General features: G+C 39.2%; 26 protein-coding genes and 4 tRNA genes. 13 read left to right on the top strand and 17 right to left on the bottom strand.

Going from position 1 to position 24,974, the window contains the following annotated elements; genetic code table 11:
• Positions 1-4 precede the first annotated feature (4 nt).
• The 7 genes from B2906_RS17370 to B2906_RS17340 form a co-directional block, all read right to left on the bottom strand.
• Positions 5-565: a transposase gene (locus tag B2906_RS17370; RefSeq protein ID WP_219957840.1), complete on the bottom strand. Its 561-nt coding sequence runs from the start codon at positions 563-565 to the stop codon at positions 5-7.
• Positions 566-837: 272 nt separating this feature from the next.
• A complete protein-coding gene (locus B2906_RS17365) occupies positions 838-1,215 on the bottom strand; it encodes a type II toxin-antitoxin system PemK/MazF family toxin (protein ID WP_219957839.1) in 378 nt (125 codons plus the stop codon).
• Positions 1,175-1,405, bottom strand: a complete 231-nt coding sequence (locus B2906_RS17360) for a hypothetical protein (RefSeq protein WP_219957838.1) — start codon at positions 1,403-1,405, stop codon at positions 1,175-1,177. Before B2906_RS17360 ends, B2906_RS17365 begins: the two co-directional genes overlap by 41 nt.
• 223 nt (positions 1,406-1,628) lie before the next feature.
• Complete coding sequence (locus tag B2906_RS17355; protein WP_144603904.1) at positions 1,629-2,783, bottom strand: hypothetical protein; 1,155 nt, start codon at positions 2,781-2,783, stop codon at positions 1,629-1,631.
• A gap of 175 nt (positions 2,784-2,958) precedes the next feature.
• On the bottom strand, positions 2,959-4,596 hold the full coding sequence (pruA, locus tag B2906_RS17350; RefSeq protein WP_144603905.1) for an L-glutamate gamma-semialdehyde dehydrogenase: 1,638 nt from the start codon (positions 4,594-4,596) through the stop codon (positions 2,959-2,961).
• Positions 4,597-4,667: 71 nt separating this feature from the next.
• Positions 4,668-5,363, bottom strand: coding sequence for a YjjG family noncanonical pyrimidine nucleotidase (locus B2906_RS17345; protein WP_144603906.1), 696 nt, complete (start codon positions 5,361-5,363; stop codon positions 4,668-4,670).
• Positions 5,364-5,368: 5 nt separating this feature from the next.
• Positions 5,369-5,752 carry an ArsR/SmtB family transcription factor gene (locus tag B2906_RS17340; protein ID WP_091655403.1) on the bottom strand — a complete coding sequence of 128 codons (384 nt, stop codon included), beginning with the start codon at positions 5,750-5,752 and terminating at the stop codon, positions 5,369-5,371.
• Positions 5,753-5,859: 107 nt separating this feature from the next.
• Between B2906_RS17340 and B2906_RS17335 the strand changes: the two genes are divergently transcribed.
• Positions 5,860-6,507, top strand: a complete 648-nt coding sequence (locus tag B2906_RS17335) for a carboxypeptidase-like regulatory domain-containing protein (RefSeq protein ID WP_186299996.1) — start codon at positions 5,860-5,862, stop codon at positions 6,505-6,507.
• Between the two features lie 47 nt (positions 6,508-6,554).
• Here B2906_RS17335 and B2906_RS17330 read toward each other — a convergent pair whose 3' ends face one another.
• Together B2906_RS17330 and B2906_RS17325 are read right to left on the bottom strand one after the other, a co-directional pair.
• Positions 6,555-6,944, bottom strand: a complete 390-nt coding sequence (locus B2906_RS17330; RefSeq protein ID WP_144603907.1) for a GxxExxY protein — start codon at positions 6,942-6,944, stop codon at positions 6,555-6,557.
• A 161-nt stretch (positions 6,945-7,105) separates the two neighbouring features.
• Positions 7,106-8,704, bottom strand: a complete 1,599-nt coding sequence (locus B2906_RS17325) for an aminopeptidase P N-terminal domain-containing protein (RefSeq protein ID WP_144603908.1) — start codon at positions 8,702-8,704, stop codon at positions 7,106-7,108.
• Positions 8,705-8,816: 112 nt separating this feature from the next.
• Between B2906_RS17325 and pafA the strand changes: the two genes are divergently transcribed.
• Both pafA and B2906_RS17315 read left to right on the top strand, forming a co-directional pair.
• A complete protein-coding gene (gene pafA / locus B2906_RS17320; protein ID WP_144603909.1) occupies positions 8,817-10,445 on the top strand; it encodes an alkaline phosphatase PafA in 1,629 nt (542 codons plus the stop codon).
• A 134-nt stretch (positions 10,446-10,579) separates the two neighbouring features.
• Positions 10,580-10,993: a transposase gene (locus B2906_RS17315; protein ID WP_144603910.1), complete on the top strand. Its 414-nt coding sequence runs from the start codon at positions 10,580-10,582 to the stop codon at positions 10,991-10,993.
• Positions 10,994-11,027: 34 nt separating this feature from the next.
• On the opposite strand, the gene B2906_RS17310 is transcribed toward B2906_RS17315, so the two are convergent.
• Complete coding sequence (locus tag B2906_RS17310; protein WP_144603911.1) at positions 11,028-12,191, bottom strand: homogentisate 1,2-dioxygenase; 1,164 nt, start codon at positions 12,189-12,191, stop codon at positions 11,028-11,030.
• A 114-nt stretch (positions 12,192-12,305) separates the two neighbouring features.
• Positions 12,306-12,503: a CsbD family protein gene (locus B2906_RS17305; protein ID WP_144603912.1), complete on the bottom strand. Its 198-nt coding sequence runs from the start codon at positions 12,501-12,503 to the stop codon at positions 12,306-12,308.
• A gap of 132 nt (positions 12,504-12,635) precedes the next feature.
• Between B2906_RS17305 and B2906_RS17300 the strand changes: the two genes are divergently transcribed.
• Both B2906_RS17300 and B2906_RS17295 read left to right on the top strand, forming a co-directional pair.
• Positions 12,636-13,388, top strand: a complete 753-nt coding sequence (locus B2906_RS17300) for a glycoside hydrolase family 16 protein (protein WP_250161282.1) — start codon at positions 12,636-12,638, stop codon at positions 13,386-13,388.
• 105 nt (positions 13,389-13,493) lie between these two features.
• A complete protein-coding gene (locus tag B2906_RS17295) occupies positions 13,494-14,114 on the top strand; it encodes an MCP four helix bundle domain-containing protein (protein WP_250161283.1) in 621 nt (206 codons plus the stop codon).
• A 33-nt stretch (positions 14,115-14,147) separates the two neighbouring features.
• On the opposite strand, the gene B2906_RS17290 is transcribed toward B2906_RS17295, so the two are convergent.
• From B2906_RS17290 to B2906_RS17275, 4 genes are read right to left on the bottom strand one after another with little or no spacing between them, the layout of a single operon-like run.
• Positions 14,148-14,708 (bottom strand): gluconate 2-dehydrogenase subunit 3 family protein, encoded by a 561-nt coding sequence (locus B2906_RS17290; RefSeq protein WP_144603914.1) that lies wholly within the window; start codon positions 14,706-14,708, stop codon positions 14,148-14,150.
• Positions 14,709-14,725: 17 nt separating this feature from the next.
• Positions 14,726-16,405 carry a GMC oxidoreductase gene (locus B2906_RS17285; RefSeq protein ID WP_091655412.1) on the bottom strand — a complete coding sequence of 560 codons (1,680 nt, stop codon included), beginning with the start codon at positions 16,403-16,405 and terminating at the stop codon, positions 14,726-14,728.
• Between the two features lie 26 nt (positions 16,406-16,431).
• Positions 16,432-17,310, bottom strand: a complete 879-nt coding sequence (locus B2906_RS17280) for a hydroxypyruvate isomerase family protein (RefSeq protein WP_144603915.1) — start codon at positions 17,308-17,310, stop codon at positions 16,432-16,434.
• Positions 17,310-18,542: a nucleoside permease gene (locus B2906_RS17275; RefSeq protein ID WP_091655414.1), complete on the bottom strand. Its 1,233-nt coding sequence runs from the start codon at positions 18,540-18,542 to the stop codon at positions 17,310-17,312. The genes B2906_RS17280 and B2906_RS17275 overlap by 1 nt, the downstream gene beginning before the upstream one ends.
• Positions 18,543-18,779: 237 nt before the next feature.
• On the opposite strand from B2906_RS17275, the gene B2906_RS17270 reads away from it, so the two are divergent.
• From B2906_RS17270 to B2906_RS17255, 4 genes are read left to right on the top strand one after another with little or no spacing between them, the layout of a single operon-like run.
• Positions 18,780-19,949, top strand: a complete 1,170-nt coding sequence (locus B2906_RS17270) for a Gfo/Idh/MocA family protein (protein WP_144603917.1) — start codon at positions 18,780-18,782, stop codon at positions 19,947-19,949.
• 28 nt (positions 19,950-19,977) lie between these two features.
• Positions 19,978-21,030, top strand: coding sequence for a sugar phosphate isomerase/epimerase family protein (locus B2906_RS17265; RefSeq protein WP_091655416.1), 1,053 nt, complete (start codon positions 19,978-19,980; stop codon positions 21,028-21,030).
• A 24-nt stretch (positions 21,031-21,054) separates the two neighbouring features.
• The gene (locus B2906_RS17260) at positions 21,055-21,480 is read left to right on the top strand and encodes a c-type cytochrome (RefSeq protein WP_091655417.1); all 426 of its coding nucleotides are present in this window, start codon (positions 21,055-21,057) and stop codon (positions 21,478-21,480) included.
• Between the two features lie 4 nt (positions 21,481-21,484).
• A complete protein-coding gene (locus tag B2906_RS17255) occupies positions 21,485-22,222 on the top strand; it encodes a 3-keto-disaccharide hydrolase (protein ID WP_091655418.1) in 738 nt (245 codons plus the stop codon).
• A gap of 37 nt (positions 22,223-22,259) precedes the next feature.
• Here B2906_RS17255 and B2906_RS17250 read toward each other — a convergent pair whose 3' ends face one another.
• Positions 22,260-22,928 (bottom strand): hypothetical protein, encoded by a 669-nt coding sequence (locus B2906_RS17250; RefSeq protein WP_255590457.1) that lies wholly within the window; start codon positions 22,926-22,928, stop codon positions 22,260-22,262.
• 185 nt (positions 22,929-23,113) lie between these two features.
• On the opposite strand from B2906_RS17250, the gene B2906_RS17245 reads away from it, so the two are divergent.
• The 4 genes from B2906_RS17245 (at position 23,114) to B2906_RS17230 (ending at position 23,735) form a co-directional block, all read left to right on the top strand.
• Positions 23,114-23,186: transfer RNA gene (locus B2906_RS17245), tRNA-Lys, on the top strand.
• Positions 23,187-23,465: 279 nt separating this feature from the next.
• A tRNA-Pro gene (locus tag B2906_RS17240) sits at positions 23,466-23,539 on the top strand.
• A gap of 12 nt (positions 23,540-23,551) precedes the next feature.
• Positions 23,552-23,625, top strand: a tRNA-Arg gene (locus B2906_RS17235).
• A gap of 37 nt (positions 23,626-23,662) precedes the next feature.
• Positions 23,663-23,735: transfer RNA gene (locus tag B2906_RS17230), tRNA-Lys, on the top strand.
• A gap of 545 nt (positions 23,736-24,280) precedes the next feature.
• Here the strand turns inward: B2906_RS17230 and B2906_RS17225 are convergent.
• Positions 24,281-24,901 (bottom strand): LON peptidase substrate-binding domain-containing protein, encoded by a 621-nt coding sequence (locus B2906_RS17225; RefSeq protein WP_219957836.1) that lies wholly within the window; start codon positions 24,899-24,901, stop codon positions 24,281-24,283.
• Between the last annotated feature and the right edge of the window lie 73 nt (positions 24,902-24,974).

Here is a 24,974-nt window from a genome sequence, read left to right as displayed (position 1 = left end):
TTTTTTATTCTAAAGAAAGATCTTCTATCAAATCTAACACCTGTTCCAATTCATGGACTTTTTTAAATTGTTCTAATCCACCAAACCAATCTAGGACAAAATCCCTTTCAATGTTTGTAGGTTTTTGTGAGATCATGGCATTGAAAGATGAAAACTTCCAACTTTTAAAGTCTTTCACAATTCCATGCTTTTGAGGATTCTTATGAATATATATTATCACCTGGGATAAATAGCTTTCTTGACCGACTCGTTTCCTTTTAAATTTTCTTTGAAATAATCCACCATGCCGATCATAAAGCTTGTTATAGGATTTCGCATAGCTATTTAAAAAGTTCGAAAATGAACCAAGAGCAGCTTCTGGCTTTGTATTTTCTTTTACCCTAATCAAGAAATGAAAATGATTGGGCAATAAGCAGTAGGCTAATGTTGAAAAGTAAAGTGAGCAATAAGTTTGATATTTTTTAAGAAAGTAAATACAGTTTTCCTCAGTCCGGAAAAGAAGTTCCTCTCCAATAGTTCTGGAATAAACATGGTAAAATTCTTCTGGGAAAAATGGATCAGTCATAAAAGTTGAAGCTTTGACATTGATCTTTAAAACAACAAGTTAACTAAATCCATACTTAATTAAAAAATAAATTTGTTAACGAGACCTTCGAGGTTTTAGAAACCTCAAAGGTCAATAAAGTCGCTGGAGAGATTCAGCCGTTTTTTTATATTTATCCAGCAGACCAGCCTATATCTACAAGGTTACTAAGAAAAAATCAACAATCTCTACAGCTAATAAGTTAATTGAATCACAACGGGAAACATTGATGACTACCTGATAAAAACACTTCTTTATCGAATCCTAAAAATCATTTTAATTTTTTCTTCAATGTCCTCCATCTTATTATTTGGAAAAATTCCCAATTCTCTCAAAATAAGATTCTTGGGTAAAGAGACCATTTTTTGGAGTTTTAGAACCGAAGGAACAATTAATCCAGTTTGCACCCATTCTACCTCTGTAGGTTTTATCTCAAGTTCTGTTTCCTCAAGCTGATTGCTTATTTTACTTGAAATAAATGCCACAATAACGTGTTCAAAAATCCCCATGGGTTCTGATAGGCAAAGTGCAGGCCGAACTTTTCGAGTAGAAAAATCCTCAAATGGGAATGGTATTAAGACAACTTTTCCTCTAGTTTTTGAATGGCTTGCCGTCTTTGGCAGAATAGACATTTTCTTCGGGTTCGTTTAAAAAATCAAGTGCAGGATTGTTGGATAGGAATTTCAAATAATTTTTTTCTTCCATATCCTCCTCTTCAGAAAGAATTAAAACTCTCACTGGGATTCCACCATTTAGACCAGTTTTCTCCAAAGAAATACTTCCATCAGATTTGGTAATGGTCTTAATTTCAATCGCTTTCATATCAGTAAAAATACAAAAATAGTTTATGAAAAAACTTTAAAAACCTGATAGATTTTTAAAAACTTCAAAGGTCAGGGGTACGGCTGGAGAAATACAGCCGTTTTTTTGTTTTTCCCACAGATAAGTACAGATTAAAAACACAGATTTTCACAGAAATTCTACAACAATTCTATTCGTAGAAATCTGTGACTCCTTCTGTGGGAATCTGTGAGAAACTATTAACTCAATTCCGAAATTGACTCAAATCGATTTTGTAAAACTCATACTCGTCTTCGGATTTTTGCTCGGGTTTGTTGATAAAAAGACCTTCGGAAGTGCTGAACAAATTTTCAAATTTAGTCCCGGGATAATACACCTGTTCCAATTCTGCTAAAAGCTTCCAATCCTCATCATAAATAAGCATTAAATAGGTAACCTCCTTCGAAACCATCTTTTGATGTAAATCAACTTTGTCGGTTTCATTTCTTTTCTCTCTCAAATGGATAAATCTTATAAATAAACCTGTGCTAACATCTTTGATCAGATATAGATTAGAAGCTCCATCCTCCGGCTTAACCCACCTTCCTGAATTCTTGTTTCCCTCATATTTTTCAGGGAAATAATAAATGGAAGAAAGAGAATTCAGCTTTAGTCTTTGAATTACTTCACAATTTTTGATTTGATACAATGAGTCAGAATAAGGAAACATCGCCCAAGATTCCCCTTCTTCCACCATTCTAACCAACTTTCCACCCTGAGTAGACTCTCCAAAACTCTTATCGTATGGAGCAAGAAAATCTGACTCGCAAATAACCTTCCCATTTCTATCAAATTCGCCAATCCAGGAAGTAAAACTCAAATCTAAGCCATCTCTTCCCTCTCGAATGGCCATAAATTCAAATGGGTTGAAGGTTAATTCAAAGTTTCCAGATGGAAGTGAATGAAAAGAATTTCTAGCATCACCGAGATAAATATACCTTCCATTTGCAAAGGAATCCATCTCACGTCTGAAGGTAGTCATCAAGGTGTCCCTGAAGTAAATATTTGTATTTCCCGTTGAGTTTGTAATCAACAACATATCATCCTCCAAAAATCCTCCAACTTCAGCTCTTCCTTTAATCCCTTTGGGTCCTTCAGTAGGAATAGTTAGGAAATCAATTCTTCTACCTGATCGAACATCAAAAAATTGAAAAGTCTCATTCTGTTTGGTATAAAGTAACTCTTTCCCATTTCGAATAGTCGTTTTATGAAATCCCATAAATCCAACTCCCTTTTTTCGCTCAAAACTCAAACTGTCAACAACAAATTCTTCCAAATCTCCTTGAAATACATTGGTAGATTTTTCAGGTCCACAGGAAAAAAAAGTCCAAAGAAAAAGTATAAAAATTATTTTATTCATATCTCTATTTATATTACATAATTAAACTAAATTATTTCATAATATTGAAATAAAAAAGCCCCGATCCCGAAAATTAGGAACCGAGGCTCTTTAAACCTTTGAAGTCTTTGGGATTTCGAAGGTTTTCGAAACTTGAATGATTTGTTTCAATAAGACCTTCGGGGTTTTAGAAACCTCAAAGGTCGCTACCCAAAAACGGATATCGATAATCGGTTGGAGACACGAATGTTTCCTTAATCGTGCGAGGAGATACCCAGCGTAGTAAGTTAATCATGGAACCAGCCTTATCATTGGTTCCGGATGCTCTAGCTCCACCAAATGGTTGCTGACCAACTACAGCACCGGTTGGCTTGTCATTGATGTAGAAGTTTCCGGCTGCATTTCTCAGCTTGGTACTTGCCAACTCAATCGCATATCTATCCTGAGAGAAAACGGCTCCCGTCAAGGCATAAGGCGAGGTTTGATCTACCAATTCCAAAACAGTTTCGAAATGCTCTGCATTGTAAACATAAATGGATAAAACCGGTCCGAAAATCTCTTCACACATGGTGGTATACATCGGATCCTGCGTTAAGATTACAGTCGGTTCGATGAAGTAACCTTTAGACTTATCATATTTTCCGCCTGCAATGATTTCCACCCCTTCCGCAGCCTTTGCATTATCTATATACTTAGCGATTTTATCAAATGACTTTTCGTCAATAACGGCATTGATAAAGTTAGTGAAGTCTTCTGTTCCACCCATTTTCAGGCTGGCCAAATCTTCCAGCATATACTTTTTCACATCCTCCCAAAGATTAGATGGAATATATGCTCTTGAAGCAGCTGAACATTTCTGCCCTTGATACTCAAAAGCACCTCTCACCAATCCTACTGCAACTGCCTTCGCATCAGCAGATTTATGGGCTAATACAAAGTCTTTTCCACCTGTTTCACCAACAATTCTTGGATAGGATTTATAAAGCTGGATGTTTTCGCCGATAGTTTTCCAAATGTGCTGGAAAACCCCTGTAGAACCAGTAAAGTGGATTCCGGCGAAATCAGGATGCTTGAAAATGATATCTCCAGCGGTAGGTCCATCCACATAAATCAAATTGATCACTCCATCTGGTACACCTGCTTCCTTGAAAACTTCCATTAATACCTGAGCAGAATAGATCTGCGTGTAGGCTGGCTTCCATACGATGGTATTGCCCATCATCGCCGCGGATGTTGGAAGGTTCCCAGCAATTGCCGTGAAATTGAAAGGAGTCAAGGCAAAAACGAAACCTTCAAGCGGCCGCTGCTCTACTCTATTCCATACTCCATTTCCGGACACAGGCGGTTGTTGAGCGTAAATTTCGGTCATGTATTTCACATTGAACCTCAAAAAGTCAATGAATTCACAAGCCGAGTCGATTTCTGCTTGCATGGCATTTTTGGATTGACCCAACATCGTCGCAGCATTGATTTTTGCACGATATGGTCCAGCCAATAAATCTGCAGCTTTCAAGAAAATAGCAGCTCTTTGTTCCCATGCTAAGTTTTCCCAAGCTTCTTTGGCTCCCAATGCTGCATTAATAGCCTGCTCGACGTGGGATGCGTCTCCTTCATGGAAATGTCCTAAAATATGCTGGTGATCATGAGGAGGAGACATGGGTCTGGTTTTTCCGGTACGTACCTCCTCACTTCCGATATACATAGGCACGTCCACTTGCTTGGACCTTGCTTCTTTCAAAGCTGCCTGTAACTCTTTTCGCTCTGGGCTTCCCGGAGCATATGATTTTACCGGCTCATTGACAGGAGTCGGTACGCTGAAAAATCCTTTTAACATACTATTTGGTGTTTATATGATTTCTGATTTTCAAAGATAAGTCATCCCCCGCTAAGAGAAAGGGATTTTGCTCACAAAAGGGATTCTAACTCCTGCAAATGTTTAATTTCATAAGTAGGCTTTAATTCTATAGCCTTCCCTTCAGGGTTGAAATAAACTTGATCAATATTGGCATTTTGAGCTCCTAAAATATCAGAGTTAGGATTATCTCCAATCATCAGGCAATGCTCTGCTTGGGTTTTCAACTGATCCAATGCATAATGGAAAATTCTTGGATCAGGCTTTTTATGTCCGGTAGTCTCAGAAGTCACTACTAATTCAAAAAACACGTCCAGACCTGAAGATTTCATTTTCTTTGCCTGGGACTCATTGAACCCATTCGTAATCACATGTACTCTATATTTTTCCTTCAGATAGGTTAAAATTTCTTTAGAATATGGAAAAACATGGGATTTTGAGGAAGTACGATGCATGAAATCTTCTTCAAACTCTTGAGGAATGGCCTCCGCCCTGCCTCCTGCATGAGAAAATATTCTAGGAAAGCGCTCCTTTCTGAGATTGACCTTATCAATTTTCCCCACATTATACCAGTCCCACAACTGAAAATTGACTGCATGGAAAGAGTCAAAAAAATGCTGGAAGCTAGGGATACCTAATTCCACCAAACTGTAGTGCTCATATAGCTCAGCTAAAGACTCGGTGACATTTTTATCATAATCCCAAAGTGTATGGTCTAGGTCGAAGAATAAATGTTGGTAAGTTTTCAAGGGGTCTATTTTCTGTATTGGTTATTCTGAATTTTATTGATAGCAAGCTCCCGGTTAGATTTGAGAATTTCAAATGTTTCCTGATCGCGAATTAAGTTGGGATCTTTTTGAATAAACTTAAAAATCTGCTGAATGATTTCAAGGTACTCTTCTAAAATGTAATAAAACATCCATTGGTCTACCCTTCGACTTCCCAGAAGACCTGCGTTCTTTAAATAAATCAAATGACGGCTGGTTTTGGTTTGAGTAAAGTCAAGAATATGCTCCAAATCTGAGATGGTCAGCTCTTTATTCAACATTAATAGATGAATAATTCTTACCCGAGGTTCTTCACTGAGAGCCTTGAAGATTCGCAAACCATAATTTAAACTGATATTTTTGAGTCGCATTAGTAAGATTTAACGCTTATTTCTCGGTGAAAATAAAAAATCACCCGAAATTAGGGTATTATCGCATCCAAAAGCCAACCTTTGGCCGTCCAATAAGTTATTTATTTGTGAAGAATTCAATTTTACTCCCATTTCTATCGCTACTTTTTGTAGGATTTCTTTTTTCCTTCTCGTCTGTTCATGCCCAAGAGCGTGAAAGAAAGGTGATTCAGTTATCCGGTGTCATCCTAAACGCTGACAGTACCGATGCTGTTCCGGGGGTAAACGTATATGTACCCAAAAAAGGTCGTGGCACAAGCAGTGGTCGTTTTGGTTACTTCTCGATGCCAGTTTTAGAAGGAGATAGCATAGTTTTCAGCTTCATCGGCCTAAAAAGACAGACTTTCAAAGTTCCTGATAATGTGGAAAATGATAGGATTAGCCTTATTCTTACCATGGAGGTAGATGAGATTGCATTGGCAGAAGTAGAAGTAATGCCTTATCCAACTGAGGATGAATTCAAAAAAGCTGTTTTGGCAATGAATGTGGTGGATCCAATGTCCATCTCCAGAGCTAATATGAGTCCTGAAATGTTATTGAGATGGGCTGAGTCCATGCCTGCATCAGGAAATGAAAATTTCCGATACTTCCAACAGGGTGTGATGCAACAAAACCAGGATATATATGGGCCTAGACCGTTGAGGTTGCTAGATCCATTCGCTTGGGCACAGTTTATTCGGTCGATCAAGAGAGGCGACTTGAAAAGCCGTAATTAAATTCAATCTCCCGCAAAGATTAAAAGGGGCAAAGGTGAATTGAAGGATTATGAAGATTCTTTAAGTCCATTTACAACTCTTACAATTCCATTTACAAGCTTTACTTCATTGAAGTTTATAAGAAGGCCTAACCTAAGGTCCAATACCTTTAAGTAGGTTTTCAACTGCTTTGGATGAATAGGGAGAATTTTTTCAACCGACTTAAGTTCAACCAACACCTTTCCATTCACTAAAAGGTCTCCTCGATAGCCTAATCCAATTTCTTCCCCTTTCCAAAAAACCGGAACTGGAACCTGAGTTTGAATTTCTAAACCTTTTTCTCTTAGCTCCTTTGCAAGGATTCTTTCATAAATGGATTCGAGTAATCCAGGACCTAACTTAAAATAAACTTCGAAGGCCGAGTCTAAAATTATTTTTGAGATTTGATTTTCTGTCATCTTAAAAAATTAGGTTTCAAAAAATTAATTTCTTTCTTTTTCACTAAGATAACTAGTAAAAAAATATGGAATCAATTAAAACTGATTCCATATCTACTTATAATCACTTAAATAATTATACTCTCAATAACTTTGCATTCTTCTATTCTTTGCGGGAGTTATTATTCAATTTCCGGGAGCACCCAGTTTTCCAAGACGCTCGGAATCCGCATCATTTCCTCAATAGCAGCAATAGTTCTTGGAGCATCAGAGGACAAATTGATAGGATCACCGGAGGTCACCAAAATATCATCTTCAATTCTTACTGCAATTCCCCACCATTTTGGATCACAGTCACTTCCTTCAGGAATATATATCCCAGGCTCTACAGTAAGTACCACACCTTCTTTTAATGCACCATAACCTCCTCGGTCGTGTACATCTAAGCCCAAGTGGTGACTAGTGCCGTGGGGGAAATAATTATGTCTCTGTCCAGGCTTGATAATTCCTAAGGCTGCTAACCCCTCATCGATAATTTGGCGAGTTACTTGACCGATTTGACCGAATTCTACGCCTGGCTTACATAACGCAATTCCGGCATCCTGAGCCTTTAGAACCAATTCATAAATAGCCTTTTCTTCTTCGTTAAATTTTCCACTAACCGGTATGGTTCTGGTTACATCTGCAGTATAACCCCTCCATTCAGCACCCAAATCCATCAGCAATAAACGCTCATTGACATGCTTCATATCATTATCTATATAATGTAGAATACAGCCATTATTTCCTCCTCCCACTATGGATGGATATCCTACATTTTCAGCTCCATACCTTTTGTATATAAATTCATGGATTCCTTGAATTTCCCGCTCAGACATGCCCACCTTAGTTGCCTTCATTACCTCAATTTGACCTATTGCAGATATTTTGACAGCCTTTTTCAATAGAACCAATTCCTCTTCAGTTTTAACTTCTCTCAACACATCCATCATCTGAGCTAGAGCAAAAATATCTGTCTTAGAGTTAGGCACTTTTTGTTTCACAGCCATCCTCTTTTCCGGAGTATCCGCTGCCAAAAAGTCTTTAATTACTTGGTCATCGGCTACTTCAGGAAAACGCTGTCTATATCTTCCTATTACTTGCGCTACATTGGCCGAATTTTCAATATCTGTGGCTCTGATTAATTCATAAAGCTGCAATTTAGCCTCTGAAGCTTCCTCGGGATAGGAAGCTGCTTTTTTAAAGGAATTAATCATCCTCTTCAATGGCGCATTACTACTTCCTCCTTCAATATCTTCGTTTAAATTGAAAGAAAGGACTTTATCTATTGAAGCGAAATTTATGTATGGAGACTTAACAAATTCCTCAAAAAGAAATACTTCCTGAAAGCCAAGCTTTTCTCTGACTCCTTCAACTCCTAATCGTTTCCCATTCCACATTTCTGCCCTTGGATCTCTAGGCTGAACAAAGATTACCTCATCCACTTTTTTTCCATTGATTTCTCTAGGTTCTGAGAAAATAACCAAAGCAGAGTTAGGTTCTCTCAATCCAGTCAGATAGTAAAAATCTGTATTAGGATGATAGATGAAATCAACATCATTGGAACGGTTTTTCACAGGGTTATTAAAAATCACAGCTGCAGAATTAACCGGCATTAATTCTTTAAGAGCATCTCTTCTGGATCTATGCCATTCAGCTGAAAGACCATCCTGAAAATACGATTGGGAAAAAGAGCACCAAGAAACACTCAAAAAGAGAAAAAGGAACGTGAGTTTTTTCATATAAAGGGAATTTATTCTTTGGTTACAATGTCTATTCTTTTAGCCATTTAACAAAGTCTTAATCCTTTAAAAGCCTCATATGCTTATCTTTGGTAGCTTAAAGATTATTAAAATGAAAAAAATAAGTTTTGCCCTACTATTTTCCATGCTTTTTTCTCTGGCATTATTTGCTCAGCAGCAGGCAGAAAAACCCAAAATCGTGGTTGGAATCATTGTCGATCAAATGCGGCAAGAATACTTCTACAAGTTTGCCGACCGCTATTCAGATGGAGGATTTAAAAGGTTAGCCTCCGAGGGTTATATGATGAAAAATGGGCATTATAATTACATCCCTACCTACACTGGGCCTGGACATGCTTCAGTTTATACCGGAACTACACCAGCTACCCATGGAATCATAGGGAATAATTGGTATGTAAGAAGGCAGAATAAAATGATCTATTGTGCAGAGGACTCTACTGTGAGTAATGTGGGAGGAACAGTCATGAGTGGTCAAATCAGTCCGAGAAATCTGCTTACAACAACTATAACCGATGAATTGAGGTTTGCCACAAATAAGCGCTCAAAGGTTGTTGGAATCGCCATCAAAGATCGTGGGGCAAGTTTACCTGCAGGTCATCTTGGAGATGCCTATTGGTTTGACAGCGATAATGGAGAGTTTATGACTTCTACTTATTACAAGTCAGAACTTCCGACATGGGTAAGTAATTTTAACGCTTTAAAACGCCCTGATTCCTTACTAAACCAAACTTGGCAACCCCTATATTCTGCAGATTCATATATCAATAGCATTGATGATAATAATGAATTTGAGGCACCCTTTATCGGGAAAGAGACTCCAACTTTCCCCTATAATCTTCCTGAATTGAGAGAAAACAACGGGAACTATGGTTTGATTGCCGCCACTCCATTTGGGAATACTTTGACTTTGGAGTTTGCATATGCTGCTATAGAAGGTGAAAAATTAGGAATGGGAAAAGAGACCGATTTTTTGGCGGTTAGTTTCTCATCTCCCGATTATATAGGGCACAGATTTGGACCTACTTCAAAAGAGTTGGAAGATAATTATCTGCGACTTGATCTGGAAATTGAACAGTTTTTAAACTACCTCGACAAAACTTATGGTAAAGGAAATTACTTGGTATTTCTTTCTGCAGATCATGGCGTGGCAGACATTGCTACCTACATGGAAAGTGAAAGAGTACCAGCGGGAAATTTGAATTTCGGGTATATTTTAGGTCAGGCAAGAGGATATATGACCGTGAAGTATGGAGAAGGTAATTGGATCTTAAACGGATCGAACGATCAGATTTTTCTGAACCATGAGTTGATCCAAGAAAAAGAGCTGGAGCTGGACGATATTCAGGAACAGCTAGCAAACTTCCTCTTAAGGTACAATGGGATAAAAGAGGTTTATACTGCCTCAGCAATGAGAAGTACAGCTTTTACCCAGCATAGGCCCCATTTATTGCAGATGGGTTATAATCATAAAGCTTCTGGGGACCTATTAATTATTTTGGAACCATCTTGGTTGACTGGTGGAGCAAGAGGTACTTCACACGGAACTGGATTCACCTATGACACTCACGTTCCTATCGTATTTTTTGGATGGGGAGTAAAATCCGGAGAAAGCACTCGATATGCTACAGTCACCGACATAGCTCCTACCCTTTCGATGCTATTGAATATCCGACTTCCAAATGGAGCAACCGGACAGCCGATCCATGAATTGTTTGACTAGAAAAACCAAAGCCTAAACAAAATCCCAGAATAGTACAATTCTGGGATTTTTTATTGGTAATTAATGAAAACAAAATCTGAAAAACTTTTTAAAAAATTCTTTAATCCTTAAATTCAATTCTTTCATTTATAAATATGCGCCACTCACACTCCGAAATATGGACGCATTTGGTTTTTAGTACCAAAGGCCACAAACCCTCAATAGATTCACTGAAAGTGGATATAATAAAACAAGGGCTTGGGGATTTCATCGCGTCTATCCCAGATCAGCATGGCACTTTTTGTGTTCTCGTAGATCATTTTCACATGTTAATCAAGCTGCCAGAAAACCTTTCTGTCAATCAACTAGCAGAACAGATTCAAGAATTGATTTCACAGCGATTAAGACAAGAAGGATTCGATCCAGATACTTTAGAATGGGAGAGTGATTACCATGCGCACTCTGTTAGTTTGAATCGCCTTTCCGTGGAAAAAAGTCTGATCGAAAGGCAAGACATTAAGCACAAGGAAATTTCTTTGAAAGAGGAATTGAAATTTTTGGGCTTATAAAAAAAGGCTGATCTATTAACCAGCCTTTAAATTTTTATTCCGACCAACTCATCGGATAGTTTTTATCTACAAACTCCAATGCATCCGTGGTTATTTGCAGCGGTTTAAATGTATCTAACATTACTGCATATTCTTCTGTGGATTTAGCGCCAATTGATTTTTCAACTGTTCCCGGATGAGGTCCATGCGGCAAACCTCCCATGTGAATTGTAAATGAACCTCTGTCAATGCCTTTTCTACTCATAAACTCTCCTTCGGCATAATATAAGACCTCATCAGAATCGATATTTGAATGATTATATGGTGCCGGAATTGCTAATGGATGGTAATCAAACAATCTCGGCACGAAGGAACAAATCACAAAACCCCAAGCTTGAAACGTCTGATGTACGGGTGGTGGCTGATGTATTCTTCCTGTTATAGGTTCGAAATCATAAATAGACAATGCATAAGGATAGAGATACCCATCCCAACCTACGATATCCAAAGGACTGTGATTATAGGAATATTGATGAAGCATTCCCTGCTTTTTGATTTGAACAAGGTAATCTCCCTTATCCTTTTCGATATGAAGCTCATGGGGTGGGCGTATATCTCTTTCGCAGTAAGGCGAATGTTCCAACAATTGTCCTACTTCATTTCTGTAGCGTTTAACTGTCTCAATTGGACCGTGTGATTCGATCACCAAAAGACGCAATGGACCTTCCTCTTTAAATTCAAGCCTGTAAATGGTTGTTCGAGGAATCACGATGTAATCACCTTTTCTCAATTCAAGTTTCCCGAATTGAGAATACATTATTCCTTCACCATCATGGATATATAATAGCTCATCTCCGTCAGCGTTTTTGAAATAATAATCCATCTTACGCTTTTTGGGAGAGCATATTCCCATCATCACATCATTATTCATCATCAGCATCCTCCTGGCATCCAGGTAATCTTCACCTGTAAATTCAACTCCAGAAGTTTTTAGATGTGTTTGGTTTAAACCATGTTGGTCAGCAACCTGCCATTTAAAGGGCTTGGGTTGACCTATGGATTTCACCTCATTTGGATTGTAAATGTGATATAAATTTGAATAGATTCCTGAAAAACCTTTAGAACTGACTAGCTCTTCCTTATACAAACTTCCATCCGGCTGTCTGAATTGAGTGTGTCTTTTTGGCGGAATGGATCCTAATCTGTGATAATATGCCATGACTATTTGGGTTTATGAGGGCAAGTTACAATTGAATAATCAAGCTTGAAACTACCAGATAAAAAAAGGTCAGCTGAATATACAACTGACCTCCACCAAATTGGTTATCTTTGATCAACTATTTTGAGAGTCTTCCTCAAAAATCATTTGTCTTAAATTCTCGATTTTTTCACCGGTCTTCTCTTGCAATAGCCCTAAAATTTCATCTTCCTGACCTTCTGTGAATTTTAAGTCGTCGTCAGTAAGTTGAGCATATTTCTGCTTTAATTGACCTTTAATTTGATTCCAGTTTCCTTTAAGTTGCAATGACATAAAATAAATGGTTTTCGTTATAAAAAGATTACATATTATATGACGGAAAATATGTAAAATAGTTTCATACCTAAATAGTAAATGAAGAATCACGTAATAAATCGACTTATCACATTAAACCTATTTTTCCTAATGTCCACTCAAGGTTTTAGCCAAAAATTACTTTGGAATGAAGAATTTAATTATGAAGGATTTCCTGCTGACAGCAGCTGGTCTTATGATGTAGGAGACCATGGGTGGGGGAACAGAGAATTGCAATTTTACACCAAGGAGGAATTAAAAAACGCCAGAGTTGAAAATGGAAAATTGATCATTGAGGCACATAAAGATTCAGATTATCCCAAAGGTTATACCTCTGCCCGATTAGTGAGTAAGAAAAAGGCTAGCTGGCAATATGGATATATTGAAGTAAGGGCCAAATTACCAGAAGGGAAAGGCACATGGCCGGCAATTTGGATGCTCGCAGATGAAAACCGCTACGGAGGCTGGCCAAAAAACGGAGAAATAGATATCATGGAACATGTAGGATATGATCCGGGAGTTGTTCATGGGACAGTTCATACCGAATCCTTCAATCATGTCAAAGGCACTCAGAAGGGAGCTCAAAGGCAAGTTGACACCTTCAATTCTGAATTCCATACCTATGCAATTGATTGGGGTGAAGAAAAGATAGACTTCTTTATTGATGATCAGCTTTACTTCACCTTTGAAAACACCGGAGGTGGGCCTGAAGAGTGGCCATTTTCTCAGCCTTTCCATATTATTTTGAACATTGCTGTTGGAGGAAATTGGGGAGGAAAAGAGGGCGTAGATGCAAACATTTGGCCACAAAGAATGGAAATCGACTACATTCGCGTCTATGAATACAAACCAACGCAAGAATAAGACTGCTCAATTACTTGGGAAAATCTCGAACTTTTCCTAAACTGACAAATATAAATCGTTAGTGATACTATCTCTATGCAAGATTACTCCCTGAAAAGACGGAAAATGAGAGCCCTTCTCATCATAAGTGTCTTATTATTATTGATATATGCAAAAAATCTAATTGAGAGAAGGTCATTTAGAGATATAAGTTCCACATTTACCGAAGTCTACAATGACCGTTTATTAGTGGAGGGATATATCTTTCAGATTTCTGAAGGTCTCTTTCAGATACAAAAGTTAATTGACCATTGTAATTTGGACTATGATTATTCCAAAGTGATCGATGAAATAGAATCCAACGAGAAGGCCATTCTTCAAATAGTAGAAGATTTTGAGGCTACTAAACTAACGGAGCAGGAATCTGAGCTTTTGGGAGATTTCAAAAAAATCATTGTCAATGATCTAAGTATCAAAAGCTACGACTTACTGTATACAGATAGTGCCGGTGTAAACAGAAATCAAGTCAAGCTCTATGATCAAAAAATTTCGCAAGCTAGGCGTGATTTGGATAACCTGAGTAAAATTCAAATGGTCGAAGGAGAAAAATTAATCAGTAAAGCCAAGGTAATGATTAATCGTTCTCAAATCTGGGCTCAGTTTGAAGTAGCATTACTAATCATCTTAATTGTGGTATTATTTCTTCTGGTTTTTCGGAAATCAGAAGAAACGAAAGGAATGATATAAAAAAAGCCTGCTTTGAAGCAGGCTTTTTTATTTTTACCCTATTGCGTAGGCCTTATCGCCTTTATTGTAATCTATGCAGCCATCGTATCTTCCAGGCACTTCTACATAATTCAATGCCTGAGTAGCTCCTATTTCAGATGAGAAGTAACCCAAAACCGTTAAATCCCGAAGCATATTGATCACTTGAGGCTCTTTATTTTCTGAGGTTTTGTATTGCTCATAGAGCCCATTAAGGTAAGCCAGTCTGTCCTCTGCCGGAGCGCCTACAAAATCCGTCCCTTTTTCAGATTTAAATTCCTTGCGAATCATATTCAATCCGTCCACAAAGGCTTTTTGTTGGTCAGCATTATAGGTATCCTTAACCATCATGACGATAAAGGAACCAATGCCAACTGCTTTGGCACCAGGGGTATCTGTCTCAGGAATAATTGTATCTCCCAATTCATCTAGAAATGCAATGTCATCAGGACCGAAATTCAAGCCTTCAATTTGCTTATCAGGAGAACATCCAGTTAAGATGGCTGTTGCACCAACCATAGTCCCTCCCATCATCAATACGACGCTCTTCAATGCGTCTCTTCTATTCATAGTCATGTCTTTGTCTTTTAGAATTAGAGATTACGCTTTTTCAACTCTTCCACTGCAAAAGCAGCAGCTCTAGCTGTCATAGCCATATAAGTAAGTGAAGGGTTTTGTGCAGCAGCAGAAGTCATCGCAGCACCATCAGTTACGAATACATTTTTCGCATCCCACACTTGGTTGTTCCCATTCAAAACAGAAGATTTTGGATCTCTACCCATCCTTGCTGTTCCCATTTCGTGGATACCTTGTCCAAAAGTATAGCCTGAATCATAGGTTTGAACATCTTTAAAACCTGCTACTTCCAACATTTCAGCCGCATCCGCCATCATATCTTTTCGCATGTTTTTCTCATTCTCTTTGATCTCGGCATTCATCACCAATGCCTCCATGCCCCATTTATCTTTTACAGAATCACTCAATCGAATATGATTATCATGATAAGGAAGGATTTCTCCGAAAGCGGTGAACCCAATACTCCACGGTCCTGGTTCTGTTAAAGCTTCTTTCATTGGTGCCCCGAAGTTTAATTCAGCTACATCTCTATTCCATCCACTTCTACTTGCACCTCCTTGGTATCCGAAACCTCTCAGGTAATCTCTTTTTTCTCCATTTAGGTTTCTAAATCTTGGGATATAAAGCCCAGTAGGTCTTCGACCAAAATAATATTTGTCCTCATATCCATCGATCGTACCTCTGGCACCCAAACGGAAATGATGATCCATTACATTGTGGCCTAGTTCTCCTGAACTGGAACCTAATCCGCCAGGCCAAATATCGGTGGCAGTTCTCATCAAAATTGCCGTTGAGTTAAAAGCTGAAGCACATAGGAAGATGATTTTTGCATCATACTCCACTGTTTGATTTGTTTCAGCATCTAGCACTTCTACTCCAGTGGCCTTCTGTGTATCTTTATCATAAATCAATCTTCTGACAATAGACCATGGTCTTAGAGTCAAATTACCGGTAGCTACTGCTGCTGGCAAAGTAGAGGCCTGAGTACTGAAATATCCTCCAAAAGGACATCCTAAAGAGCACTTATTTCTATATTGACAGCCTACTCTTCCCGGTAATGGCTGAGTGATATTCGCCGGACGGCCCATGATCCAATGTCTAGCTCCCTTGTAGTGAGCCTTGATTCTTTCTGCTGCATCCTTTTCGACACAGTTCATTGGCATAGGAGGCATAAACTCACCATCAGGTAGAATATCCAACCCATCCTTATTGCCGGAAATACCTGCGAATTTTTCTACATAAGAATACCATGGAGCTAAATCCTTATATCTGATTGGCCAATCCACGGCGATTCCTTCTTTGGCATTTGCCTCAAAATCTACATCTGCCAATCTATAAGACTGTCTACCCCACAATAAAGAACGCCCACCTACTTGATATCCTCTGAACCAAGTAAAAGGCTTTTCTTCTACATAGGGAGAGTCACTTTCGTGAGCCCACCAGTCTAGATTTAATTCATTTAAAACATAATCCCTTCTAAGATTGGGATGATTCTCCAACATTTCTTGGGTTCTACGTCCTCTATGTGGAACTTCCCAAGGGGGAAGTGTGGCAGTCTTATAGTCCTTTACGTGCTCTACGTTAGGTCCCCTCTCCAGGAGCAATACTTTCAGCCCCTTCTCCGTCAGCTCTTTAGCAGCCCATCCGCCACTAATCCCTGACCCAACTACGATTGCATCATACGATTGATTTGCCATAAATATGGTTTTTTGGTTTATTAATTTTATACATCACAGACCTGCACCGCCTGGCCAAGCGCAGCAAGTTTATCTTCTGATTTTGGGATAAATTCATGTGAAACAAAGCCTTTGTAGCCTGTTTCCACGATAGCCTTCATAATTGCCGGATAATAAATCTCCTGATTTTCATCCAACTCATTCCTTCCTGGATTTCCGGCTGTATGATAATGACCAAAGTATTGGTGGTTGTTGCGAATGGTCCTTATAACATCTCCTTCATCTATTTGCATATGATAGATATCATACAGCAATTTAAAGTTCTCGCTATCCAACCTTTTGCAAAGCTCAACTCCCCAGGGGGATTTATCACACATATAATCTTTATGGTCCACTTTGCTATTCAATAATTCCATCTGAATGATTACCCCATGCTTTTCGGCTTCTGCCAAAACCTTTTTTAGGCCAGTGACACAATTTTCCAACCCTGTCTCATCATCCATACCTCTTCTATTTCCAGAAAAGGCTATTAGGTTTTTGAACCCATACTTAGCTACTATAGGAATGATCTCTAGATAATTTTTCACCAATTGATCATGAAACTTCGGATCGTTCCAGCCATCAGCAATGCTTATCTCTGCCCCATTACACATGGAGCATTCCAAGTCGTATTTTTTAAGGGTATCCCAAGTAGATGGTCCAATGATATCTATTCCTTTAATGCCTAAGCTTTTTGCTCCAACACAAAGCTCCTCCAGAGTCAACGGCCTCATAGACCAAAGACAAACTCCATGGTTGATATTTCCTTTCAGAGGGAGATTTTTCTTTTCATTAAATTCGAAGGAACTGAGAGTGCCCAATGCAGCACCTCCCAACAAAACTTTCTTAAAGCTTTCCCTTCTTCCGGGATTAATAGGTTTGGACATTAGAGGTTATTTTGAGGTTTAATTTTTTCATCCTTAAAAAGGAACATGAAAAATAGTAAAACCAGAACTGAAATACCAGAAGGAATTAACCAAATAGACTTCCAATCATGATTTCCTTCTGATAAAAGGTAAAAATCGGATATGATGCCTGCCGCCCAAAAGCCAATAAGCATCCCAACTCCATAAGTAGCTAAAGTAATCAATCCCTGAGCAGAAGATTTGAATTTTTCCCCTGCATGAGCATCGGTGTAAATCTGTCCACTGACAAAAAAGAAGTCATAACAAACACCATGAAGAGCTATTCCCACCAAAAGCATCCAAACGCCCTCATCCGCATTTCCAAAAGCAAAGAAAACATACCTCAATGCCCAGGCTAACATAGCTACAATTAATGTCTTTTTAATTCCGAATCTAGAGAAGAAAATGGGAAGGGCTAGCATGAATAAGACCTCGGAAATCTGACCTATTGTCATTTTTCCTGTTGAGTTTTCTACTCCTATTTCTGTTAGAAAAGGGCTGGCATTTTGATAATAAAATGCCAATGGGATACAAATTAAGATGGAGGAAAGAAAAAATATGGCAAAATTTCTATCCTTCAGTAAGGATAATGCATCCAATCCCAAAACTTCTGAAAGTTTGAAATCCCCCTCTGTTTTTGCTTTAGGAGGAGTATGAGGGAGTGTAAAACTGAAAATCCCCAAAATCAGCGAAACTATTGCCGCCATCAACCAGGTATTTTTCAGTAAACCATCAACCAATCCGGCCTGACTATCCCAGGCGAAAGCAGAAATTAAAATGCCTGCAGCTATCCATCCAATAGTCCCCCAAACGCGGATCACGGAAAATTCTTTAGCCGGATTCAGCATTTGGTTGAATGAAATGGAATTGACCAAAGCCAGAGTAGGCATGAATAAAATCATGTAGGCTAATAGAATTGGAAAAAACTCGCTAAAATCTTGGCTTTGGTATAGGAAATACATCAGGACAGCACCTATCAAATGAATAACGCCCAAAATTCTCTGCGCATGGAAATACCTGTCAGCTATTAACCCCACTACAAAAGGGGCAATGATGGCCCCAAAGGATTGAGTGGAAAATGCCAAAGAAATCTCCTGGTCTCTAGCACCTAGATTCGCTCCTAAAAATGTCCCCATTGTAACATACCAAGACCCCCAGACAAAAAACTCGAGAAACATCATCAAGGACAATCGAACTTTAATCAAAGCTGCCATATACTGGGGGATTTAGATGGAAATTGGGAGGATTGTTTAGAATTTGGGCTTTTTACCGTATTTTAAGCAAGTCCTTTGACTTTGTGAAATAAGGCGATTAAAAGTTTTGGCAAAGCCACTCATAACTTGATGCAACTACTGATCAATTAATCCTCTAATTCGGTCTAAGATGTGAGGATTTTTTGCACTAGAATCAATTATTTCAAGAAAAATAACCTGAAAACCTACACCTGACCTATGTCAACTAACAAGAAACTCAAGATCGGTTTAATCGGAGGCGGACCCGGCTCTTTCATTGGAGCAATCCACCTAAATGGCGCTCTGATGGATGGTCTTTTTGAATTAGCCGCCGGAGCTTTTTCTTCCAATCCGGAGAAATCCCAGCAAAGAGGTGAAGAACTGATGCTAGATCCTAGCAGAGTTTATGGAAGCTATGATGAAATGATCGAAAAGGAATTACAGCTTCCTGAAGAGAAAAGAATCGATGTGATCGTCATCGTTACCCCTAATAATGTACACTTTGACCCATGCGTGAAAGCCATTAAAGCAGGCTTTCATGTTGTATTGGACAAACCTCTCACGCTGAATTACCAAGAAGCAAAAGAGTTATATCATGTGGTAAAATCCAGCAGCAAAAGATTCCTCTTAACGCATACCTATTCGGGATATCCTATGATTAAGCAGGCAAAGCAAATGATCGAAGAGGGTAAAATCGGCAAAGTCTGGAAAGTATATGTGGAATATCCTCAGGGATGGCTCTACAAACTACTGGAAACTGAAGATAACAAGCAGGCAGAATGGAGAACAGACCCTAAAAGAAATGGTTTGGCAGGCTGCATGGGAGATATTGGAACCCATGCTTTCCACTTAGCAGAGTATGTTTCAGGCTTGAAAATGGAAAAGCTATGTGCAGATCTGTATATCAAAGTAAAAGGAAGACCTATTGATGATGACGGCGTGGTACTCATGCGTTTTGATAATGGAGCCTCAGGAGTCTTGATGGCCTCACAAACAGATACTGGTTTAGAAAATAATCTTAAAATCCGTGTATTTGGAGACAAGGGAGGAATAGAGTGGCAGCAAGAGGATAATAACAGCCTGATTGTTAGATACCCTAATCAACCAGCTCAGATTTTCCGAGCAGGAACTGGGTATTTGGGTTCATTGGCTCAGGAAAACACCAGAACTCCCGCAGGACACCCTGAAGGCTATGTAGAAGCATTTGCAAATTTGTACAGGAATTTCGCAAGATGTATCTACGCTGAAAGAGCAGGACAAACTCCTAAAGCAGAATGGGAAGATTATCCAGGAATTGAAGATGGAATCCGAGGAATGGCATTCATTGACCATGTATTGGCAAGCACCCAATCAGAAACCAAATGGACTCCATTTATAGTAGAAAAGTAAACTCATAACCTAAAAAACCTTTATAAAAATGAAAACGATCAAAGGACCTGCAATTTTTCTTGCACAGTTTGCTGATGACAAAGCTCCTTTTAATAACCTGAAAAACATCTGTCATTACATGGCAGATCTGGGATATAAAGGTGTTCAGATTCCATCATGGGACGCTCGAATGATAGACCTTCAAAAGGCAGCTGAAAGTAAAACTTATGCAGATGAAGTTGCCGGTACCGTAGAAGAAGCCGGCTTGGTAATCACCGAGCTTTCTACCCATCTTCAAGGACAGCTTGTAGCTGTTCATCCAGCTTACAATGAATTATTCGATGGCTTTGCTCCTGCCAATCTCAAAGGAGATCTTAAAGGAAAAACTGAATGGGCTACCCAGCAGTTAAAATATGCTGCTAAGGCCTCTCACAACCTTGGATTGACTGCGCATGCCACCTTCTCTGGCGCATTGATGTGGCACACTGTTTACCCTTGGCCCCAAAGACCAGCGGGACTAGTAGACACTGGATTCACGGAACTTGCAAAAAGATGGACTCCTATCCTGGATGAATTTGACAAATATGGGGTGGATGTCTGTTATGAATTGCACCCAGGAGAGGATTTGCATGATGGAATTACTTTTGAAATGTTTTTGGAAAAAGTCAATAACCACAAGAGAGCAAATATCCTTTATGATCCAAGCCATTTTGTATTACAGTGCTTGGACTATTTGCAGTTTATTGATTTCTATCATGATAGAATCAAAATGTTTCACGTAAAAGATGCCGAATTTAACCCTACCGGAAAACAAGGTGTCTATGGAGGTTTCCAAGGATGGGTAGAAAGAGCTGGAAGATTCAGATCTTTAGGTGATGGACAGGTTGATTTTGGCGGAATTTTTAGCAAACTTTCGCAATACGATTTTGATGGATGGGCAGTATTAGAATGGGAATGTGCAATCAAGCATCCTGAGCAAGGTGCAGCTGAAGGCGCTCCATTTATTGATGCTCATATTATTCGAGTTACAGAGAAGGCTTTTGATGATTTTGCCGGCACTGGAGCAGATGAATCCTTCAACAAAAAGATTTTAGGAATTTAGAAAACCATATTTAATCAATTTAACATGAAAATTACAAAACCATTAAGCCTTGGAATGTTGGCATTGGCAGGATTAGCCTTTGCTTGTGGAGGGGGAGAAAAATCCTCTGAGAGCGCAGCCACCGAAACAGCTGCTGCACCAGAGCCAGCGAAAGAGATCAGTTTAGAAGAAAAATACCAAGATGATCCTATATACATCAAAGGCTTGGAGAAAATTAAGGCTTCCGACTGTCAGTCTTGCCACATGGTGGAAAGAAAAATTGTAGGGCCATCTTACGCAGATGTAGCGGCAAAATATGAAAGCACCGAAGAAAATGTAGCTATGCTTGCTCAGAAAGTCATCAATGGTGGTGTTGGAAATTGGGGAGAGGTACCAATGCCAGCGCATCCAGGATTGAGTGAGGAAGATGCCAAGGATATGGTGAGATATGTTTTGCTTTTGAAAAAATAAGAAAATGAAGAAAAGTTATTGGATAATGACTTTGGCAGCCGGTCTAATGATCGGCTGTTCTGGTCAAAAAACAGAAGAAACCGAAAATACAGAAGTTGTAGCTGAAGCACCTGCTGAAGAGTGGATCAGTCTATTTGACGGACAAACCTTCAGTGGCTGGCATAAGTATGGTGGTGGTGAAGTAGGAAAAGCCTGGAAAGTAGCAGATGGAACTCTTTATTTGGACGCTGCTAATAAAGACGGATGGCAAACAGGAGACGGGGGAGATATCGTTACTGACGAAGAATTTGAGAATTTTCACCTGAAATACGAATGGAAGATTGCTCCAAATGGAAATAGCGGGGTCATTTTCTTCGTGCATGAATCTCCAGAATACGACTACTGCTGGCAGACAGGCCCTGAGATGCAGGTTTTGGATAATGAAGGCCATCCTGACGCTAAGATCATCAGCCATAGAGCAGGCGACCTTTATGACTTAATAGTGAGTAAGGAGGAAACGGTAAAACCAGCTGGAGAATGGAATCAAGCTGAAATTATTGCTGATAACGGAAATCTTACTTTGGTTCTAAATGGAGTGAATGTGGTAGAAACAACTATGTGGACTCCTGAATGGGAAGCCTTGATTGCAGACAGCAAGTTTAAAGACATGCCTGGCTTCGGCAAGTACAAAAAAGGCAGAATAGCTCTTCAGGATCACGGTGATGTGGTTCATTATCGAAATATCATGTTGAAAAAGCTCTAAGAAATAAGGCCTCTAATTGATTTAGAGGCCTTTATTTTTATAACCTGGTCGTATGTTCTTTTTTGATGTAAGCTATTTTGTCTTTCCACTCAATTTCATACCAGATATCCTTACTGGACTTGATTTTAATCCGGTGACCGGGTTCAACTTGATCCACTAATTCTCCACCAGCAGTAGGCTTAGACACGATGAATGTAGGGCTATGGGTAATTAAGCCAGTTGAAGGGCCTTTCAAGAAATTATTTACAAGGAATATGGAGCAAATCAACAAAACTGTAGGCCAATAAGAAGTAGATTTTTCTTCTTTTCGTCCGGTCCACCAGGTAGTAATCATAGAGAAAACCAAGAATAAGGAAAGAAGCCCCACAATGATCTCCTTGTAATCCACCAGAAATAAGAGGAAACGCCCCCCATCACTTACTTCATAACCATATAAAGTAGTTTGACCGGTCAGACTCTTGATTTTAGAAATAGTCTGTGAATTTGGGCTTTGATCGTAATACTTGCTCAAGTAAAGTGTAGCCTGCTCTTTATCTCCCATACCTTCTGCAATGAAGGCCATTTTCAGAAGCATTGAAGGAGAATAAAGCCCGGATTGATAGTTTGGAACATAAATTTCCATGGCTTCCTTGTAACTTCGAAGCTCAAACAAAGAATCTGCTTTTTGAAGGTCATTTACATTAGCCTGACAATGAATACTTTGCAAGAGTATTGTGAAAAATAATAAAAGTTTTGCGAGAAAGATTGATTTTGAGTTTGGCATTTATAAATCAGAGTCATAAATTTGCAGTCCAATTACGGCAATGATCTAACAAAAAGCAAGGTTAGGTAGTCGATTTGAAAAGATAAAAACAGAGAAAAAAGCGTTAAAAAACGTCAAATCTCACTAATGATTCCGTAGCTCAGCTGGTAGAGCATAACACTTTTAATGTTAGGGTCCTGGGTTCGAGCCCCAGCGGGATCACAAAAAATTGATTCTCATGTAGGGCGAGAAGTTTATTCTGATGAGCGAAGCGAAATCGGAAAGCCCCAGCGGGATCACAGTAAATTGATTCTCCTACAGGGCGAGAAGTTTATCCCGATGAACGGAGTGATATCGGGAAGCCCCAGCGGGATCACAAAAAATTAACTTGCAAGAAGTTAAAAAGAAAGTTTTTCAAGGATTTACTTGAGAGTTTGTGGAGAAGCGAAATAATTCTAATTTCGCAACTTCAATTTGAAAGGATAGAGTTATCAAAGTCTTCGGGGTGTAGCGTAGCCCGGTATCGCGCCACATTTGGGATGTGGAGGTCGTAGGTTCGAATCCTGCCACCCCGACTTATTTATCCAGGTCCTGTAGCTCAACTGGATAGAGCAACTGCCTTCTAAGCAGTAGGTTTCAGGTTCGAGTCCTGACAGGATCACTTTATCGCAAGCGGAATTACGTTCCGCTTTTTCTTTGATTCCGTAGCTCAGCTGGTAGAGCATAACACTTTTAATGTTAGGGTCCTGGGTTCGAGCCCCAGCGGGATCACAAAAGCAGGCTAGAAATAGTCTGCTTTTTTGTTTTATAAATCATTCCACAAAGCTTGGATGGCGAGAAGTTTATCCCGATGAGCAGAGCGAAATCGGGAAGCCCCAACGGGATCACAAAAGCAGGCTAGAAATGGTCTGCTTTTTTGTTTTATAAACCACTCCACAAAGCTTGGTAGGGCGAGAAGTTTATCCCGATGAGCAGAGCGAAATCAGGAAGCCCCAGAGGGATCACAAAAGCAGGCTAGAAATGGTCTGCTTTTTTTGTTTTATAAACCACTCCACAAAGCTTGGTAGGTCGAGAAGTTTTTCCTGGGCGAAAGGAGTAATTCAACTTGGATAGATGGCTCTATATGATTCGAAAAAGAGGCTGTCTCAAAAGTGCAATTTGTCACATTGAGCGAAGGCGAAATGTAGGCCACATCGATAGAAATGGCCTTCGGCTCCCTGCCTGACGTCAGGCAGGCGCTCAGGCTGACACTAGAGCTAATTCTGAGATAGCCTCTTTAAATACTGATTCTCCCAAAATCACACTCAAATATCTACCTAAAAATTCAATGGATCCAGATGCTTGAAGTGACCATTTTGTTTGATTTTTTCCCTCGCTTGTTCTACTGCCTTGATAACCGGTATCATTCTTTTAAAATGACTGATCATATAACGCATCCTATCTTCTTCACTTGTCAACTGAAGTAATTCCAATTCTTCTTCCAACTTTAAGCCGACTTTATGGGCATAAGTAAAGGATGTAACTTCTTTTTCATTGATTTCATGAGGGTAGTTCAAGAGGTATAAAATCTCCTTAAGATAAAAGAGAAACTCAAAATTCAGAGCATCTGTCACCACCGGATTATTGGGCAAAAACTCAACCTCTCCTCCAGCATAGAGCTTACCCTTCATGGGATTGTCAAAATTCAGGATTTTAAAAGCCCTCAGGCCTTTGGTCATAATATCCAACCTTCCATTTTCATAGCGCTGATATATTCGCTCCAGCTTCACCTCAGTGCCAAACCCGGTCAATTTATCGAAGAAGGAACAAACGCCGAAAGTGATTTCTTCCTTTTCCACATCATTCAATAGCTGCCTATATCTAGGCTCAAAAATATGGAGATTCAATTTCTCCTCTGGGAAAGCTACTAGTTTAAGTGGAAATAATCGAAGGTACATCTTTTTGAATTTTAGATGGTAACCATATATACGGGGATTTAGTTATTTCGGCTTCATCAAAAAAAAGCCCCGA

It is taken from the genome of Algoriphagus sp. UBA3586, from assembly GCF_002376385.1.
GTDB classification, from domain to species: Bacteria; Bacteroidota; Bacteroidia; order Cytophagales; family Cyclobacteriaceae; genus Algoriphagus; species Algoriphagus ornithinivorans.
The sequence above is the reverse complement of the archived record's forward strand: the minus strand, read 5'-3'. Positions and strand labels throughout refer to the sequence as shown.

Excerpts from the sequence above, each read along its gene's own strand:
- B2906_RS17265 (WP_091655416.1), top strand. The coding sequence starts at position 19,978 with ATGAAAACGATCAAAGGACCTGCAATTTTTCTTGCACAGTTTGCTGAT.
- pruA (WP_144603905.1), bottom strand. The coding sequence starts at position 4,596 with ATGTTAAAAGGATTTTTCAGCGTACCGACTCCTGTCAATGAGCCGGTA.
- B2906_RS17275 (WP_091655414.1), bottom strand. The coding sequence starts at position 18,542 with ATGGCAGCTTTGATTAAAGTTCGATTGTCCTTGATGATGTTTCTCGAG.
- pafA (WP_144603909.1), top strand. The coding sequence starts at position 8,817 with ATGAAAAAAATAAGTTTTGCCCTACTATTTTCCATGCTTTTTTCTCTG.
- B2906_RS17310 (WP_144603911.1), bottom strand. The coding sequence starts at position 12,191 with ATGGCATATTATCACAGATTAGGATCCATTCCGCCAAAAAGACACACT.
- B2906_RS17365 (WP_219957839.1), bottom strand. The coding sequence starts at position 1,215 with ATGTCTATTCTGCCAAAGACGGCAAGCCATTCAAAAACTAGAGGAAAA.
- B2906_RS17290 (WP_144603914.1), bottom strand. The coding sequence starts at position 14,708 with ATGACTATGAATAGAAGAGACGCATTGAAGAGCGTCGTATTGATGATG.
- B2906_RS17370 (WP_219957840.1), bottom strand. The coding sequence starts at position 565 with ATGACTGATCCATTTTTCCCAGAAGAATTTTACCATGTTTATTCCAGA.
- B2906_RS17295 (WP_250161283.1), top strand. The coding sequence starts at position 13,494 with ATGAGAGCCCTTCTCATCATAAGTGTCTTATTATTATTGATATATGCA.
- B2906_RS17330 (WP_144603907.1), bottom strand. The coding sequence starts at position 6,944 with ATGACAGAAAATCAAATCTCAAAAATAATTTTAGACTCGGCCTTCGAA.
- B2906_RS17300 (WP_250161282.1), top strand. The coding sequence starts at position 12,636 with ATGTCCACTCAAGGTTTTAGCCAAAAATTACTTTGGAATGAAGAATTT.
- B2906_RS17325 (WP_144603908.1), bottom strand. The coding sequence starts at position 8,704 with ATGAAAAAACTCACGTTCCTTTTTCTCTTTTTGAGTGTTTCTTGGTGC.
- B2906_RS17285 (WP_091655412.1), bottom strand. The coding sequence starts at position 16,405 with ATGGCAAATCAATCGTATGATGCAATCGTAGTTGGGTCAGGGATTAGT.
- B2906_RS17225 (WP_219957836.1), bottom strand. The coding sequence starts at position 24,901 with ATGTACCTTCGATTATTTCCACTTAAACTAGTAGCTTTCCCAGAGGAG.
- B2906_RS17305 (WP_144603912.1), bottom strand. The coding sequence starts at position 12,503 with ATGTCATTGCAACTTAAAGGAAACTGGAATCAAATTAAAGGTCAATTA.
- B2906_RS17270 (WP_144603917.1), top strand. The coding sequence starts at position 18,780 with ATGTCAACTAACAAGAAACTCAAGATCGGTTTAATCGGAGGCGGACCC.
- B2906_RS17355 (WP_144603904.1), bottom strand. The coding sequence starts at position 2,783 with ATGAATAAAATAATTTTTATACTTTTTCTTTGGACTTTTTTTTCCTGT.
- B2906_RS17260 (WP_091655417.1), top strand. The coding sequence starts at position 21,055 with ATGAAAATTACAAAACCATTAAGCCTTGGAATGTTGGCATTGGCAGGA.
- B2906_RS17280 (WP_144603915.1), bottom strand. The coding sequence starts at position 17,310 with ATGTCCAAACCTATTAATCCCGGAAGAAGGGAAAGCTTTAAGAAAGTT.
- B2906_RS17315 (WP_144603910.1), top strand. The coding sequence starts at position 10,580 with ATGCGCCACTCACACTCCGAAATATGGACGCATTTGGTTTTTAGTACC.
- B2906_RS17255 (WP_091655418.1), top strand. The coding sequence starts at position 21,485 with ATGAAGAAAAGTTATTGGATAATGACTTTGGCAGCCGGTCTAATGATC.
- B2906_RS17360 (WP_219957838.1), bottom strand. The coding sequence starts at position 1,405 with ATGAAAGCGATTGAAATTAAGACCATTACCAAATCTGATGGAAGTATT.
- B2906_RS17340 (WP_091655403.1), bottom strand. The coding sequence starts at position 5,752 with ATGCGACTCAAAAATATCAGTTTAAATTATGGTTTGCGAATCTTCAAG.